The following is a 14,653-nucleotide window of genomic DNA, read 5'->3' on the forward strand; positions in this document are numbered from 1 at the left end:
GCGATGCAGGGCTGGCGAAGGCGACGGCCGGCGGCGGGATCGGCGAAGGCGACGCGGGGCTGGCGAAGGCGATGGCTGGAGGCGGTACGGGCGACGGCGTTGCCGGGCTCATGGCGATCGCCGAAGCGAAGGGAAGAGCAAAGGAAGCCAGAGCGAGGACGGAAGTCATTTTGGACATGAGAGATATCTCCTAGGAGTCCGGGGGCAACGCCGGATGCAATTTCTTGAGACGAGCTTACCCCCGAAAGTTGTAGTGAATTGCAACTTTTGCGGAACTCTTTTGGAAAATTGGGCAAGTTTGCACCAATGAGTATCCGCGCATCTTACGGGTCAGTTACTAGTTATTGGATAAGTAATGAGATGGCTGGAAGAGCGAAAGAATGCGCCGAAATGTTGGCCAGTTGGGAAAGCGCTTGACCGGATGAAGTGCAACAAATTGTTGCATATGCCTGCGGCTACGCTTGCTCCCGTTGCGCTTGTTTCGTTCTGCCAAACTACTTGCCAGGATCAGGACGACACTCCGTGGAGGGGTTGGAGGATAGGTCGGATAGGTGGGTGAGAAAGCTGGCTGGATGCTGAACTTACTAATAACTTCTTATAAGTCGGGCGCCCCGCGTTAGTTTCATTTTGGAACAGCAAAGGCGTAGCCGAAGCTACGCCTTTGCGGGATTGCCTATCCTGATCGTGTTATAGGGGTGGCCAGATAGTCATCGTACCTTCGAGAAGATAGGCACACGGCTCGACGCGGAAGGTGCCGTCGTGCACTACGAATTCGCGCGGCCGGCCGGTGGCCCCTGTGCTCCAGAGTGAAACGCCGGCATAGGCTCCATCCTTGCGGACGATGTAGAACTCCATATCGAGATAGCGGATTTTGCGCATGTCCCCGTTGTAGTTACGAACGATGCGGCGCAGCGCTTCGAGGCCTGCCTCTTTGGGGCTATAGCCGTGGCGCATGAGTTCGACGATGGTGTGGGCTCCGGCGATCTTGATGTTCTCCTCGCCTGTGCCGGTGGCTCCAGCCGAGCCTACGTCCTGATCGGTGTAGCAGCCGGCGCCGATGACCGGCGAGTCGCCGATGCGGCCGGGCAGCTTCCAGGCAAGGCCCGAGGTGGTGGTGGCGCCGGACATCTCGCCTTTCGCGTTCACCGCAGAAACATGGATGGTGCCGGTCGTCGGCCAGAGGATCTGCTGCGCGGCGAAGAGGCGCTTCTCGGGAGCGATGCCCAGGTCGGCAGCCATGGCCAGCAGCTTCCGGGTGCGGTCGGCGATCACCGGCTGCCATTCGGCGGTGGGCTGGCGGGGAACTTTCCCGCCAGGGATAGGTAACGGCTCCAGCGCCGAGGTTTTCTTCTGCTCTTCGGACATGCCATGCAGGTCCATGGTGGGCTTGGGCGCGGGGCGGTCGGCGTAAGGATCCTTCCACTCCGGATCGGGCAGGCCCGGTCCCCACCAGTCCATTTGCGAGTTGCTTTCCTTCCAGAGCATCCAGATGCGGCGCGCGTCTTCGGTGAGCAGGTCTTCGCGCTTGAAGCCGAGATCGACGGCGAAATCTTCGGCGCCCTTGGCGGCCATCATCACGTGGGCCGAGTGCTCATAGACTTTGCGGGCCAGCAGGCAGACGTTGCGGATGTTCTGGACACCGGCGACGGAGCCGGCGCGGCGGGACGGTCCGTGCATACAACAGGAGTCTAGTTCGACGACTCCCTGCTCGTTGGGCAGACCGCCGTAGCCGACGCTATGGTCGTTGGGGTCGTTCTCGCGGCCGAGGCAGACGTGGTGAATGGCGTCGAGAGTGTCCTGACCATCGAGCAGCATCTTGTAGGCTTCTTCGACGGTCTGGTCCCCGGTTACCCGGGTAACGATGATCGGCTTCGCGGGTGGCTTCAGCGCGCGCACCTGGTCGGCGGTAAGCGATGGCCGGATCTCGTCGGCAAAAGAGACCGGCGTGCCCAGGCCGAGTCCGGCAGCGGTAAGTGCTCCAATGGAAAGAAAATTACGTCTTGTTGTCATCTGTACTCCTGCGGGGGATAAGGCTCAAAAACCAGAAAATCAAAAGGTTGGACTGGGAGGCATGCTGAAGCGGCGTGGATCGGGATCGTTTTGCTGGATGCTGGGCGCCTGATCGAGATCGGCGACGAATCCGCAGAGAAGCCGATAGTTCTCGTAGTAGCTGTCACTCTGGATGGCCGCTGCGGTGTCATCCGCGGAGCCGGGCAGGTCGGAATGAGCGGCATCCACGGAATGGATCAGAATGGAAGGCACTCCCTTGAAGCGGAACTGCCGAGTATCGTCGGTCCGAAACCATTTGCCGGGCACTACCTGAAGCGCCTCGGGCAGGCCGGATTCGTGCGCGGCGAGCTCGAGCTGGGAGACGAGGCCTAATTCCGGCGTAGAGGGATGGTTTTCGACGGGGCGTAGATAGAAGGCGGCGGGACCGAGACCGAGCGAATCCAGGGCGATCATGGCTGTGAGGTTATGCCGCTGCTTCTTGGTGAGGCGGTTCATCCAGGCCTGCGCTCCTGCCTCGCCTGCGAAGGCCGCGAAGATGTAGGTGTGCTCCCGGGGCTGCGCGGTCAGCGCGTGATAGAGGAATGGGAGCATGGTCGCGCCGGACCAGTTTTCGACTGCGCCCTGCCCGGTCTCGCCCACCTGGTAGTGCGCAGCGATCACGATGGCCTCAGGAGAGTTCCCAGGCAGAGTACAGAGCACATTGGGACCGGAGAGCAGCGCTTGCTCCTGCAGATCCGTCGACTCGCAATGAAAATCCTGGAAGGTCTGGCGGAGCTGGGCGACCCGTATGGCATTGTCCTTCGGAACGTGATGGACCAGCATGTCCACCCGCTTTTGCGGCAGCGTCCAGACGAGCACGCCCGGATGTTTCTGCGGGGCGGCCGGCGCCGCAAAAGAAATGAGCGAGAGAAGGGCCAAAGCCGGAATGCGCATGAGGTGGTTGGAGGCAGCATAGCAGACACGGAGCCGGAGTTCTGCCGTTCGTGAGTCGGCTCTGAACCTTGACGCACCGCCCTTCGCGCTACCGGGATCGCCGGGACAAGGGAAGCTGGTCGAGTTCCGTCACAAAGGTGCAGAGGAGGCGATAGCTGTCGTAGTAGAAGCCGGTTGCGATCGCCTCCGGAGTGTCCTGGGAGCTTCCGGGCACGGGAGCATGAGCGTCGCCTTCGGAGTAGAGAAGAATCGCAGGAATATCGTTGTAGCGAAACTGCCGGGTGTCGTCCGTGCGAGGGCTGTGTCGCGGCACACGCTGCTGCGGGGTCGGCACACCGGAGTCGTGAGCCGCATACATAAGAGCAGAGGCCAGCTCCGACTGCCCTTGCGGAGCCGGCATATCCATTGGGTTCAGATAGAACGCCAGCGGCCCGGTACCGAGCGCATGCAACGCGACCATGAAGTCCAGGTTGCGGCGCTCCTCCCTGGTCAGGTTATGCATCCACGCCTGGGCCCCGCTCTCTCCGTCGAAGGCAATAAAGAGATAGGTATACCGGCGCGGCTGGGCGGTAAGGGCGTGATAAAGAAAGGGCAGCAGCATGCTGCCGGACCAGTCGTCGATGGCGCTTTTCCCCTCGCCTTTGCGTTGGTAGTGCGCAGCGATGACGATGGTCTGCGGGCTTTGTCCGGGGAGTGCGCAGAGCAGGTTCGCGCCGTGCGGGAGTGCTTCTGTACGAAGCGCGGGTGGCTGGCATTCCAGCTCGTGGAAGGTGTGACGGAGCTGTTCGAGGCGGGTGGGGTCATCCTGCGGAACGTGATGCACCATGGCGTCGATGTTCTTCGGATCGCTTTGCCAGTAGAGGAGTCCGGGACGGCTTGTCTGCACGGCGGAAGCCGAAAACGCGAAGAGCAGGACAAGAGCCTGGGCCGGGGTACGCATGGGGTAAGCGGCAGCATACCAGAGCCATGCAGGCATAAGAATGCCCCGCGGCGCAGGAGTTGCGGCCGCGGGGCCGGTGTTCCGAACGGGCTCGATGCTGCTTAGAAGCCCATGATGCTGTAGCCGGAGTCGACATAGATGACTTCTCCGGTGATGCCGCTGGCCAGGTCAGAGGCGAGGAAGGCCGCGGTGCCGCCTACTTCGAGCTGATCGGTGTTGCGGTGAAGGGGAGCGCGATCGGCGTGCGCCTTCAGCATGTCGCTCATGCTGCCCACGCCGCGGCCTGCGAGCGTCTTGATGGGGCCGGCGGAGATGGCGTTGACGCGGATCTGCTTCCTGCCGAGATCGTAGGCGAGGTAGCGGGTTGTCGCTTCGAGTGAGGCCTTGGCCACGCCCATGATGTTGTAGCCGGGCACGACCTTCTCGGCGCCGAAGTAGGAGAGCGTGACGATGCTGCTGCCTTCGGGCATGAGCGGGGCGGCGGCGCGGCTGAGCGCGATCAACGAGTAGACGCTGACGTCATGCGCAATGCGGAAGCCGTCGCGCGAGGTGTTGACGAAGTCGCCCTTGAGATCTTCGGCCGGCGCGTAAGCGACGGAGTGGATGAGGATGTCGACCTTGCCGAACTTCTCCTTGATTTGCCCGAAGACGCTGTCGATCTCGGCATCATTGGAGACATCGCACTGAAAGGGCACGGCGCCCGGCAGATCGACGATGAGCTGGTGAGCCTCGGACTTCATGCGCTCGTTCTGATAGCTGATGGCGAGCGTGGCGCCGGCTTCATGCAGCTTCTGGGCGATGCCCCAGGCGATGGAGCGCTTGTTGGCGAGGCCGAAGATGACCGCGACTTTTCCTTGCAGGTTCAACATAACTCGGGTGTTTCCTCCAGACCCATCCAGAATACCAGCGGGACTTGCCGTCCAGGCGATCGCCTTCGGCCTCCCACTCCCGTTGGTCGCGGACCAGCATACATGGAAAAGACTCTTCCTCTAACGCTGGCTGGCTTCTCCGGCTGCGACCAGGCGGTTGAACTCCTGTGAGCGGTTGCGCGGCACGCTGAGCGTGCGCCACTGGCCTCCGGCCATGTGCCGGGCGAGCAGGACAATCTGGCCTATGTGGTGCGGGTAGTGAGCGAGCTGGCGGTTGATGGCCTGCATCACGCTGTGTGCCTCGCCGCGGATGGTGATGGTGCGCGCAAGGTCGGCTTCGGTGAGCGGCTCGATGGCGCCGAAGAGGCAGGCCCAGCCTTCTTCCCAGCAGGCGTGCAGCGCGGCGCGCGTGGCCGGAGGCTCGCAGAATTCGCCGTCACGGTTACGATCCGGCTTCTCGCCATCCGTGGTCAGAAAGTCGGTCCACCGCGAGAGCATGTTGCCGGCCATGTGCTTCACGATGACGGCGATGGAGTTGGTTTCGTCATCGAGCGCGAGGAAGAGCTGCTCGTCGGTGAGCTGTTCCATCGCCTGATCGCCGAGCTTCTTGTAATAGCGGAAGAGCGAGATCGCGTCTTCAAGATACGAGGTAGTGAAGCGCAGAACCATGCGGACAGTGTATGCCCGTAAAGGTGGCTTCCTCCCACGTCTCAGAAGCGAGACGTGGGGCACCCGGGATTGAGCCGCCTAAAAGCCTTCAGCCCCCTAAGTCGATGAGCGTGACTTCCTCGATGGGCTGGCCGAGGAAGGCTGCGCCGAGGCGGCGGAATTTGGCGACCGAGTCCGTCGCGTAGAAGAGGCGGATGCGGTCGCCTGTGGGGCCGGCGAGCGCATCTGCGGGAATCGCCGCAGCGACCTGCGCGGCGGTGACGTCGGCCGAGTCGATGACGCGGATGGACGCAGGCACGGCGCGCTCGATGTTGCGGCGCAGCAGTGGATAGTGTGTGCAACCGAGGACCAGCGTATCGGGATTCAGGCTCTGCGCAGCCGTCTCGGCCGCGAGTTCGTCAAGATAGATCCGCAGCACTTCTTCGGTGACGGGGTGGTCGATCCAGCCTTCTTCGACGAGCGGCACCAGCAGCGGACAGGCCTTCTCCCAGGCACGCAGGCCGCGCTCATGGCAGGCGTCGCGGTAGGCGTGGCTTTCGACGGTGGCGGCGGTGGCCATCACCAGAACGTCAGAGGTCGTGGTGCTGGCGAGCGCTGCGTTCGCGCCGGTTTCGATGACGCCGAGGACGGGCACGCGGACTGCGTCGCGGATGGCGTCGAGGGCGAGCGCGCTGGCGGTGTTGCAGGCGATGACGAGATAGTCCGCGCCCTGCTCGACTAAGAAGCGAGCACTGGAAACAGCGTAGCGCGCTACGGTGGCCTGCGACTTCGCGCCGTAGGGGAGGCGCGCGGTGTCGCCGAGGTACATGTAGTCGGCCTGCGGGATCTGCTCCAGCAGAGCGCGCATGACGGTGAGCCCGCCAAAGCCGGAGTCGAAGACGCCGATGTTCATTGTTTGCCGCTCACTGTGTGGTGGCTCCTGCGCCGGAGGTGGATTCGACCGCGCTGTCGCCCGAGATGCTGGTCGCTGTATCGGAGGCGACATAGGTGCGGGTCAGGTCGGCGTGGCCGGCGAGCGTGTCCTTGACATGACCGTCTACGAGGAAGCGGACCTGCGTGATGTCGGGCAGGTTGTCGTGCAGTGTGCCGAGCACGGCCAGCAGCGTCAGCGTCTCGGGTTCGATGCCAGAGGGATGCGCAGCCGTGAAGGCGGAGGTGAAGTCGATGACCGCCATTTGTCCCTTGACCGGCGTGCTGCCCTTCGCCTGCGGAATGGGCATGAGGTAGACCTCGTCGAGATCCTGCGCCGCGAGCGCATCTTCGAGTTGCGCGGAAGAGGCTGTGCTGCTGCCGCCATACTGCGAGCTCAAAGGAGCGAGGGGGTGCGTGGAATGGGGCTCGCGGAAGGTGCGCAGCAGGGTCTCGATCAGCACGCGGGCGCGGGCGCTTTCATCCTGCGGCATGGGCAGGGTGCGGTGTATCTCGACGAGTGAGCCGTCGGTGTCATTGGGCATGAGCAGCGCGATGGACTCCGGCGCCGCGCTCGCAGGCTCGACCGTGGGGACGTCGATCTCCAGCGCGTGGAAGCGGTCCTGGGCGCGCTCGCGCAGGCGAATGAGGATGGTCGCCATCACCACTACGGCGATCAGCATGCAGAGGAAGAGAATGCGTTGCGCGCGGGAGATCACGGCTGCTGTCTCCAGTCGTTCTTCCACTGGCCGAGCGCAGCGGCCAGCGCGTCGATGATCGACTTCTGGTAGCTGATGTCGGTGAGCGCCTTGTAGTGCGTGGTCGCGCCCTGCTGCAGCGGAGCAATCTCGAGCGCGACGGTGGGGCAGGCGAAGCTGTCCATTGGCTGGAGCGAGGTGCGGCCCAGTGTCACCGGCACCTCGGCGTGCGCGAGCGCGGAATCGATCTCGGAGGAGAGCTTGAGGCTCTGCGTGACGTAGGCGGCCTGTGCGGTCTGCCAGGGGAGGAACTTCGTCGCCTGTGCGGGCGCGAGCGACGAGGTGTAAAGATGCACGCCGCTGCCGGTGGCCGTCGCGTGGATCAGCAGGCAGGCCGCAGCCTGCGCTCCATTGGCTGCCGTGGCGCGGGCGGTTGAAGAGAAGTCGCTGTCGGATTCGCGCGTGGTCACCACGCCGATGCCGCGCGCGGCAAGTGCAGATCGCAGCCACACGGAGAAGTTCAGCGTGACGCTCTTTTCGAGCAGCGTGCTGCTGATGCGCGCGCCGGTGTCGGAGCCGCCGTGCGCTGCATCGAGAACGACGACGAAGCGCGGTGTGACAGGCGTGGGCAGCGCTGCGGGAATCGAAGGCGCGGGCGTGGCCGTCTGGACGGTGACTTGTTGAGGGGCGCTCTGCTGCGGCGTCTGGGCGAAAGCCGGGGCAGCGGCGAACGCAGGCAGAACTAGGGTTAAGAGAGGGCTAGTCCAGCGCATAGATCGTGAGCCCGCTCAGGAGTTTGGGATAGAAGTCGGTGGACTTCTGCGGCATGACTTCGCCCGCAAAAGCCACCTCGCGTAGCTGTTCGAGCGTGACAGGGCGCACGAGGAATGCGATGTTCGCCTGTCCGCCGCGAACCTGCGCGATGGCTTCGTCCGCGTCACGCAGATAGCGCAGGTGGGACTGATTACGGATGGCCTCCGGCGTCAGGCCGAGGAGGTCTCCGAGTACGAGCGTGTGCAGCCGCACGACATCGAGCTGCTGCTGGCGGGTGGAATGCCCGTCGAGGGTGTTCGTGCTCCCGCCCGGTTTCTGCGTCAGCAGGGCGGGGCCGTTCGCGGTGATCGCAATGAAGGCGGTCTTCTCCGGCGATTGTTCGAGATGCTGCTGCAGAGCGGCGGCATCGGTTTCTGCGAGTGGTTGCACATCGAAATGACGCTCGGCAGCTGCGAAAAATGCAGACGGCTCGAAATTTGCGAGGCTGTGGACGACGCGATGCGTGGGCAGGATAACCAGCCCTTCGCTGTCCATGTTGACGAAGGTCATCATCGCGGCGGCTTCGGGATAGGGCGGATGCGGCAGCGCATTCGGCGACGACTCGTGCGGCGCGGTGTTCGCAGTTGCGGCGTGCTCCTGCGCGTATGCCAGCGCGGTCTCGTAGCGATGGTGCCCGTCGGCGATGATGAGCTTTCTGTCGGCCATTTCGGCGACGACCATGCGGATCACGGCGGGGTCGGAGATGCGCCACACCCGGTGCTCGACGCCGTAATCGTCGGTGACTTCCATCTCCGGGGCCGCGCCTTCGGTGAAGATCAGGTTCTCGATGGTGTTGGCCGGATCGGAGTAGAGCATGAAGAGCTGGCCGAAGTGCGCGCGGGTGGCACGCAGCAGGTTCATGCGATCACTCTTGGGCTTGGCCAGCGTCTGCTCGTGGCGGAAGACGATCTTCTCGGCGTAGTCATGCAGGTGGCCGAGGGCGATGAGTCCGCGGCGCTCGATGATTGTTTCGGGCTGTCCGGGCAGGGCAAAGCGCTGCGCGTAGGCGAAGATCGAGGGCTCATTTTCCCGAGCGAGGATGCCGTTGTTGCGCCATGCCGTGAAGTCGCCGGCCGCGCGGGTATAGATGTCCGCGCCTGTGTTCCCGGGGCCTGTTTGATCGAACAGTTCGGGCAGGCCGAGTTCGATGCGTACCAGGTTGTAGGGGCTGCGCTGGTAATAGGACTCCTGCAGCGCGGGCGTGATCTTGTCGTAGGGCTGGGTGACGACGTCGGCGAGGCGAACCTGGAACGGGCTGTAGCGAAGGGCTCGAAAGGGGTAAATACGGGCCATGCGGTGAGGGTCGAGCTCCTGGTGAATGGCTGATGGGCTGGCTGGAACGCGCAGGCTTCCTGATACGCCTCGGGGTCCCGGAATGTTCTGGACGATTGTAAATCAGGGGAAAACCGGATTTCGCTCATCCATTTCTCTTTGGGATGCCGGTAAAACCGTCTCCCAGGATTGCACCGGCGTCTTTCACCCCACAAAAGCGGCAGGAATACAGGTGGTGACGGCGTGCTAGGATGCTGCACAACCTTGCTTGAGAACCCGCTGGCTGGGAGTCGCGGAGACCGGGCTCACGAGGGGCGGGCGGCTCTCCATGGCGATTACCCTGACCTCTGATTTCTTTTGTCTTCGTCCCCGGCGATTCCACTTCCTGTTCTTCGCGGCAAAACGAAAGCATGTGCTGATGCGGACCCTGGCCGCCGGTCTGCTTCTGCTTTCCTGCATTGCTCTGCCCGCGATGGCACAGGAAAATCCTCTCGGCACGGTACACGTCGATGCGCCTCCTCCGCCCCCATCCAAGGAGCCTGCGCCCGTAGAGGGAAGCGCTGCGTTGAAGGCCCGCGGTGGCGAGCGCATCCGCGTGGATGTGAACCTGGTGCTGGTGCCGCTTACCGTGACCGATCCGATGAACCGGCTGGTGACCGGCCTCGATAAAGAGAACTTCTTTCTTTACGAGGACAATCACCTTGAGACGCTCAAGAGCTTTTCTTCGGACGATGTGCCGGTGTCGATCGGGGTCATCTTCGACCTGAGCGGAAGCATGGCGAACAAGGTGCTCCGCGCCCGCGACTCGATTTTGCAGTTCATGAAGACCTCGAATCCGCAGGATGAATTTTTTGTGGTGGGCTTCAATGACCGGCCGGAGCTGATCGAGGACTTTACGCAGTCGACGGATGAAGTTGAGGCACGGCTGAGCATGGTGAAGCCCGGACATCGCACCGCGCTGCTCGATGCCATCTACTTTGGCATGGTCAAGATGAAGCAGGCGAGGTACGAACGCAAGGCGCTGCTGGTGGTCTCGGACGGCGGCGACAACCGCAGCCGCTATACCGAGGGCGAGGTGCGCTCGGTGATTCGCGAGAGCGGCGTGCAGATTTATTCGATCGGAATCTTCGATCCCTATGCGGCTACCACCGAGGAGCGGCTTGGGCCGATGCTGCTGAACGACATCAGCAATGAGACGGGTGGCCGGCTCTTCCGGGTGGACGACATCACCGAGATGGGCGACGTGGCGACAAAGATCAGCTCTGAGCTGCGGCACGAGTACGTGCTGGGGTATCGTCCAAGTGACGAGAAACGGGATGGCAAGTGGCGTAAAGTGAAGGTGAGGCTGGTGCCACCTTCCGGGCTGCCTCCACTTACGGTTCACGCCCGCAATGGATACTATGCGCCTTTGCAGTAATCGGATTGTCTCCGCTCTGCTCCTTTTCGCTCTTGCCCCGCTTGCCGGCTACAGCCAGACGGCTGCACCGAGCCAGCAGCCTGCCGCTACTTCTACGCCTACGCGCCCCGTACTGCGGCCGGAGACTCAGGCTCCGCTCAACGAGGATCGCGACCCCGTGACCTCTCCGGATGCGGTGGACAACCTCGGCGTGAGCCCGGAAAATCCCGGGGCGGCGCGGCAGTCCGCACAGGATGTGGAGAAGGGAAGCCACGGCTACACGCTCACCCGCACGGTGGACGAGGTGGTGCTGAATGCCACGGTTCTCGATGAGAACCGGCGGCTGGTAACCGACCTGAGCAAGGACGATTTCAAGATCTGGGAAGACAACGTGCCCCAGACCATCGCCAGCTTCCAGCATCAGGACATACCGGTCTCGATGGGCATCCTCGTCGACAACTCCGGCTCGATGCGGGACAAGCGCGCGGCGGTGAACAACGCGGCTCTCGATCTGGTGAAGGCCTCGAACCCCGAGGACGAAGCCTTCATCGTGAACTTCTCCGACGAAGCCTTCATCGACCAGGACTTTACCTCCAACCTGGACAAGCTGCGCGAAGGGCTTTCGCATATCGACTCGAAGGGCGGCACCGCGCTCTATGACGCAGTGGTGGCCTCGGCCGACCAGATGGCGAAGTCCGCGAAGCGGTCGAAGCAGGTGTTGCTGGTGATCACGGACGGCGAGGATAACGCTTCGAGCCTGACGATCGAGCAGACGATCCGCCGCGTGCAGCAGCTGCAGGGACCGATCGTCTACTCCATCGGTCTTCTTTTCGGGGAAGACAGCGGCGGCCGCGAATCGAAGCGCGCTCGCCGCGCTCTGCAACTGCTGTCGGACGATACCGGTGGGCTTGCCTTCTTTCCGCGTTCGCTCGGCGAGGTGGATGAGATTGCCGCCGAGGTAGCGCGGGATATCCGCAACCAGTACACCATCGGCTACCACTCGACACGCTCGCCGGAAGAGGGCGGCGGCGCGTACCGGACGATCCGCGTCGATGCGCATGCCCAGGGGCATGGAAAGCTCATCGTGCGCACACGCAGCGGGTACTATCCGAAGGCGAATCAGACGACGGCGAAGCCGGCTGGAACGAACTAGAGCCGATTCATTGCTCGTTGCAGCCGGTGACGAAAAGCGCATAGCCACTGCGCCTCCGCGGCACAGGTTGGATCGCCGAATTAGCCTGCCTTTCCTTCTCGCGCGAACTTCAATTTCACGAGTTCGCGCGAGAGGATCGTCGAGGTGCAAGTTGTTAATTCGTCTGCACCAGCTCCGCAAGGACCTCGGCAATTTTGTCGAGTATCTGGTTCCAGCCCTCGAGCTGACCGCTATTCTTGGCGCTCTCCATAGGCTCATTTCCAATGAAGGTGAGTCGCGTCTGGCCATTTCCCAAATCTTCAAAGAGGGTCACGTCGTACGCATCCTCGATGGCCTCATGCTCTATTCCCAGCTCCGCGGGATCAATCTTGTTTCCCTTCGAGTCGGAAAAGTACATGGAGGAAACGATCTTCTCGTGCAGAACGATCTCGTGGTATTCGCCGCCATTCCAGAACTCCTGCCCGTCCGGCGTTCTCATGGAGCAGAGAAATTTCCCTCCCACGCGAAAATCGATCTGACAGTGAGGCGAGGTAAAGCCCTTCGGTCCCCACCACTGCATGACATATTTCGGGTCGGTCCACGCCTTCCAGACGAGTTCGCGTGGGGCATCGAACACCCGTGTGACAACCATCCGCTCTGTTTCATTCACCGTCTTTCCTGTCATCTCTCACCTCCGCTTTTTTCATTTGATTGACAACGACCTCCAGCTTGTCGAAGCTCTCTTCCCAGAATTGGCGATAGCTGATTGCCCAGTCACTGACTGTTTTTATCGCCTCTGGTCTAAGTGTGCAGATACTCTCTCGTCCATGCTTTTCCTTGACCACAATCCTGGCCCGCACCAGGAAGGCAACATGCTTGGAAATCATCTGCTGCGAGAGTGCGAACGGTTCCGTCAGGCCACGCACGGAGGCGGGACCGCGGGCGAGTCGTTCGACCATCGCGCGCCGGGTTGGATCGGATAAAGCCGCGAACGCCTCACTCAATTTATCCACAACCGTATGGTTGTGTATTGGTCGTCGAATGTCAATGGGAATCTTCGCCGTTCGAGATTTTTGTTTCCTGATTTCCGGTCGTGCATGCCTGCGCGACGGATCGCGTGCGCTTCGGTGAGAGCGGAAGTGTGAGCTTAGGAGAGCAGCAGTGCTTCGGCGGGAACGACGCAGTTGCGTCCGCGATGCTTCGCTTCGTAGAGTGCCCGGTCGGCAGCCCGCATGACGTCCTCGGCGCGCTCTCCGTGTTGCGGGAAGACGGCTACGCCGACGGACATGCTGATGTCCCGGAGAAGCTCCCCGCGGTTGCGGACGTGGATGCTGTTCACCATGCTGCGCAGGGTCTCGGCCCAATCCATTGCGGCGTTGAGCGTAAGTTCCGGCATGATGGCCACGAGTTCTTCTCCGCCGTAACGGCAGATGATGTCCTCACCGCGCACCGCATCCCGCAGCGCGGTGCTGATCTCCTTGAGGATGGCGTCGCCTGCCTCGTGGCCGTAGGTGTCGTTGAACTCCTTGAAGTGGTCGAGGTCAAACATGAGGATGGCGACGGACTTCTTCTGGCGCGTGGCGCGATCAATCTCGCGGTCGAGGGCAATCTCCATGAAGTGCCGGTTGAAGAGCCCGGTGAGTCCGTCGCGGATCGACTGGTGTTCGAGGCGGCTGCGCAGGTTCAGGCCGGCGATGGAGATGGAGGTGAGCTCGACCAGTTCCTGCAAGCGGCTCATCTTGGCGTCGACCATGGCAGCGATGCCTGTCGACGAGCACTCGATCACCACACAGCCCAGCGTGTCGCCATAGGCGGCCAGGGGCATGCAGAGATAGCATTCCGGCGGGGTGCCGGCAAAGTGGCCGCAGTGCACCTCGGAGCGCGAGGGCTTGCGCCAGCGCGGGCGTCCGGAGCGCAGGCCGCAGCAGCCATCGAGAGGAAAGCTCTCCGTGACAGAGGAGAGATTTCCCCAGGCAGAGGTGGCCTCGACGACATGCCGGGAGTTATTGATCATGTGAATGCTGCCGGAGGTGCCGGGCAGCAGTTGATCGAAGTAGCGTGCCGCGCATTGCTGGGTCTGGATCGGCTTGATGCACAGCTGCAGTTCGTCGCGGAAGCTCGTTATCAGCGCAGACTCGCGGGCCTGGCGCTCGAGGGCGCGGATCGTCGAGTTAAGCTTCTCGTTTGCTTCGTAGAGCTGGAATTCGTCGCTGCGGCGGCGGATGGTGTCGCGCAGGAGGAAGCCGAAGAGCGTGAGTACTACAGCGATGGAGAGCGCTGTCACCGTGACGCTCAGCTCCAGGCTGCGCGTGGAGCCTTTGCGGGCGACCTCGGTGCGTTTGTTGAGCTGCTCCTTTTCGATCTCGCCGAGCGAGCCCAGCACCTCACGGCACTGCTGGATGTCGGGAATCAGAGCGTGCGCATCCTGGTCGATGCTGCTGATGAGCTGAGCGAGCGAAGTCGAGCAGCTGGCCAGGGACGGAATCTGTGCGGCCTGCTCGGGATTGTCCCCCACCAGCGAACGCAGGTGGACGACATCGGTATTGAAGTTGACCTGGTTGGAAGAGGCGATTCTCAGCTCTTCCATGGAAGGGTTCAGCTTGTGAATGCGCAGGGCTGCTTCGATGCGATCGACACGCTGGCTGAGCGATTGCAGGGTGAAGAGTACATTCTGCGAGTGCTCGATCCAGTCCCGGGAGTCGTCGAGGCGAACGGCCGCGCTATAGTGCAGCCAGCCGGCTGCGCCGATGCACAAGCAGGTTCCCAAAGCCGCAAGCAAAAGAAGCGGGATGGCGCGTGTTCGAGCAGGAAGCGGATTGGATGGCGCTAGCGGCACAAGTTAGGTCAAGAGCCAGTGCTTGACTACAAATTTCGGTCCAGAAGCTGAGAAAAATCAATGCGGGCTCGCAACCTGTGATGTAAGTCGAGGGGCCCGCTCAGGTGACTAAAGTGTACTTCAGGATGTTTCCTGAAAACAGCGAAAAAGATGGCGCTATGAGGAAGCCAATAGGA

15 protein-coding genes are annotated in these 14,653 nt (G+C 62.3%); 3 read left to right on the top strand and 12 right to left on the bottom strand.

The genetic code is table 11. From position 1 onward, the window contains the following. Positions 1-194: hypothetical protein (locus QM649_RS02835; protein WP_415197494.1), on the top strand; the 194-nt coding region annotated here is incomplete at its 5' end. A gap of 493 nt (positions 195-687) precedes the next feature. On the opposite strand, the gene QM649_RS02840 is transcribed toward QM649_RS02835, so the two are convergent. From QM649_RS02840 to QM649_RS02880, 9 genes are all read right to left on the bottom strand, one after another. Beyond that, positions 688-2,010 carry an isoaspartyl peptidase/L-asparaginase gene (locus QM649_RS02840; protein WP_415197495.1) on the bottom strand — a complete coding sequence of 441 codons (1,323 nt, stop codon included), beginning with the start codon at positions 2,008-2,010 and terminating at the stop codon, positions 688-690. Between the two features lie 39 nt (positions 2,011-2,049). After that, complete coding sequence (locus QM649_RS02845) at positions 2,050-2,868, bottom strand: M28 family peptidase (RefSeq protein WP_415197496.1); 819 nt, start codon at positions 2,866-2,868, stop codon at positions 2,050-2,052. Positions 2,869-3,031: 163 nt separating this feature from the next. After that, positions 3,032-3,919 carry a M28 family peptidase gene (locus tag QM649_RS02850; RefSeq protein WP_415197497.1) on the bottom strand — a complete coding sequence of 296 codons (888 nt, stop codon included), beginning with the start codon at positions 3,917-3,919 and terminating at the stop codon, positions 3,032-3,034. 65 nt (positions 3,920-3,984) lie between these two features. After that, a complete protein-coding gene (locus QM649_RS02855; protein ID WP_415197498.1) occupies positions 3,985-4,752 on the bottom strand; it encodes an enoyl-ACP reductase in 768 nt (255 codons plus the stop codon). 120 nt (positions 4,753-4,872) lie between these two features. Beyond that, entirely contained in the window at positions 4,873-5,421 is a 549-nt protein-coding gene (locus tag QM649_RS02860) for a DUF1572 domain-containing protein (protein WP_415197499.1), read from the bottom strand. An 88-nt stretch (positions 5,422-5,509) separates the two neighbouring features. Further along, on the bottom strand, positions 5,510-6,313 hold the full coding sequence (murI, locus tag QM649_RS02865; RefSeq protein ID WP_415197500.1) for a glutamate racemase: 804 nt from the start codon (positions 6,311-6,313) through the stop codon (positions 5,510-5,512). A gap of 10 nt (positions 6,314-6,323) precedes the next feature. Continuing rightward, the gene (locus QM649_RS02870; RefSeq protein WP_415197501.1) at positions 6,324-7,049 is read right to left on the bottom strand and encodes a GerMN domain-containing protein; all 726 of its coding nucleotides are present in this window, start codon (positions 7,047-7,049) and stop codon (positions 6,324-6,326) included. Next, positions 7,046-7,801, bottom strand: coding sequence for an N-acetylmuramoyl-L-alanine amidase family protein (locus tag QM649_RS02875; RefSeq protein WP_415197502.1), 756 nt, complete (start codon positions 7,799-7,801; stop codon positions 7,046-7,048). The genes QM649_RS02870 and QM649_RS02875 overlap by 4 nt, the downstream gene beginning before the upstream one ends. Further along, entirely contained in the window at positions 7,788-9,134 is a 1,347-nt protein-coding gene (locus QM649_RS02880) for a DUF1015 domain-containing protein (protein WP_415197503.1), read from the bottom strand. The genes QM649_RS02875 and QM649_RS02880 overlap by 14 nt, the downstream gene beginning before the upstream one ends. A 307-nt stretch (positions 9,135-9,441) precedes the next feature. On the opposite strand from QM649_RS02880, the gene QM649_RS02885 reads away from it, so the two are divergent. Together QM649_RS02885 and QM649_RS02890 are read left to right on the top strand one after the other, a co-directional pair. Further along, positions 9,442-10,530, top strand: coding sequence for a VWA domain-containing protein (locus QM649_RS02885; RefSeq protein WP_415197504.1), 1,089 nt, complete (start codon positions 9,442-9,444; stop codon positions 10,528-10,530). After that, entirely contained in the window at positions 10,514-11,662 is a 1,149-nt protein-coding gene (locus tag QM649_RS02890; protein WP_415197505.1) for a VWA domain-containing protein, read from the top strand. The genes QM649_RS02885 and QM649_RS02890 overlap by 17 nt, the downstream gene beginning before the upstream one ends. A 154-nt stretch (positions 11,663-11,816) precedes the next feature. Here the strand turns inward: QM649_RS02890 and QM649_RS02895 are convergent, their stop codons facing one another. From QM649_RS02895 to QM649_RS02905, 3 genes are all read right to left on the bottom strand, one after another. After that, positions 11,817-12,326, bottom strand: coding sequence for an SRPBCC family protein (locus QM649_RS02895; protein WP_415197506.1), 510 nt, complete (start codon positions 12,324-12,326; stop codon positions 11,817-11,819). Then, complete coding sequence (locus QM649_RS02900; RefSeq protein WP_415197507.1) at positions 12,304-12,654, bottom strand: ArsR/SmtB family transcription factor; 351 nt, start codon at positions 12,652-12,654, stop codon at positions 12,304-12,306. Before QM649_RS02900 ends, QM649_RS02895 begins: the two co-directional genes overlap by 23 nt. 134 nt (positions 12,655-12,788) lie before the next feature. After that, the gene (locus QM649_RS02905) at positions 12,789-14,396 is read right to left on the bottom strand and encodes a diguanylate cyclase (protein ID WP_415197508.1); all 1,608 of its coding nucleotides are present in this window, start codon (positions 14,394-14,396) and stop codon (positions 12,789-12,791) included. Between the last annotated feature and the right edge of the window lie 257 nt (positions 14,397-14,653).

This window comes from Silvibacterium sp., assembly GCF_047605705.1.
Taxonomy (GTDB): domain Bacteria; phylum Acidobacteriota; class Terriglobia; order Terriglobales; family Acidobacteriaceae; genus Silvibacterium.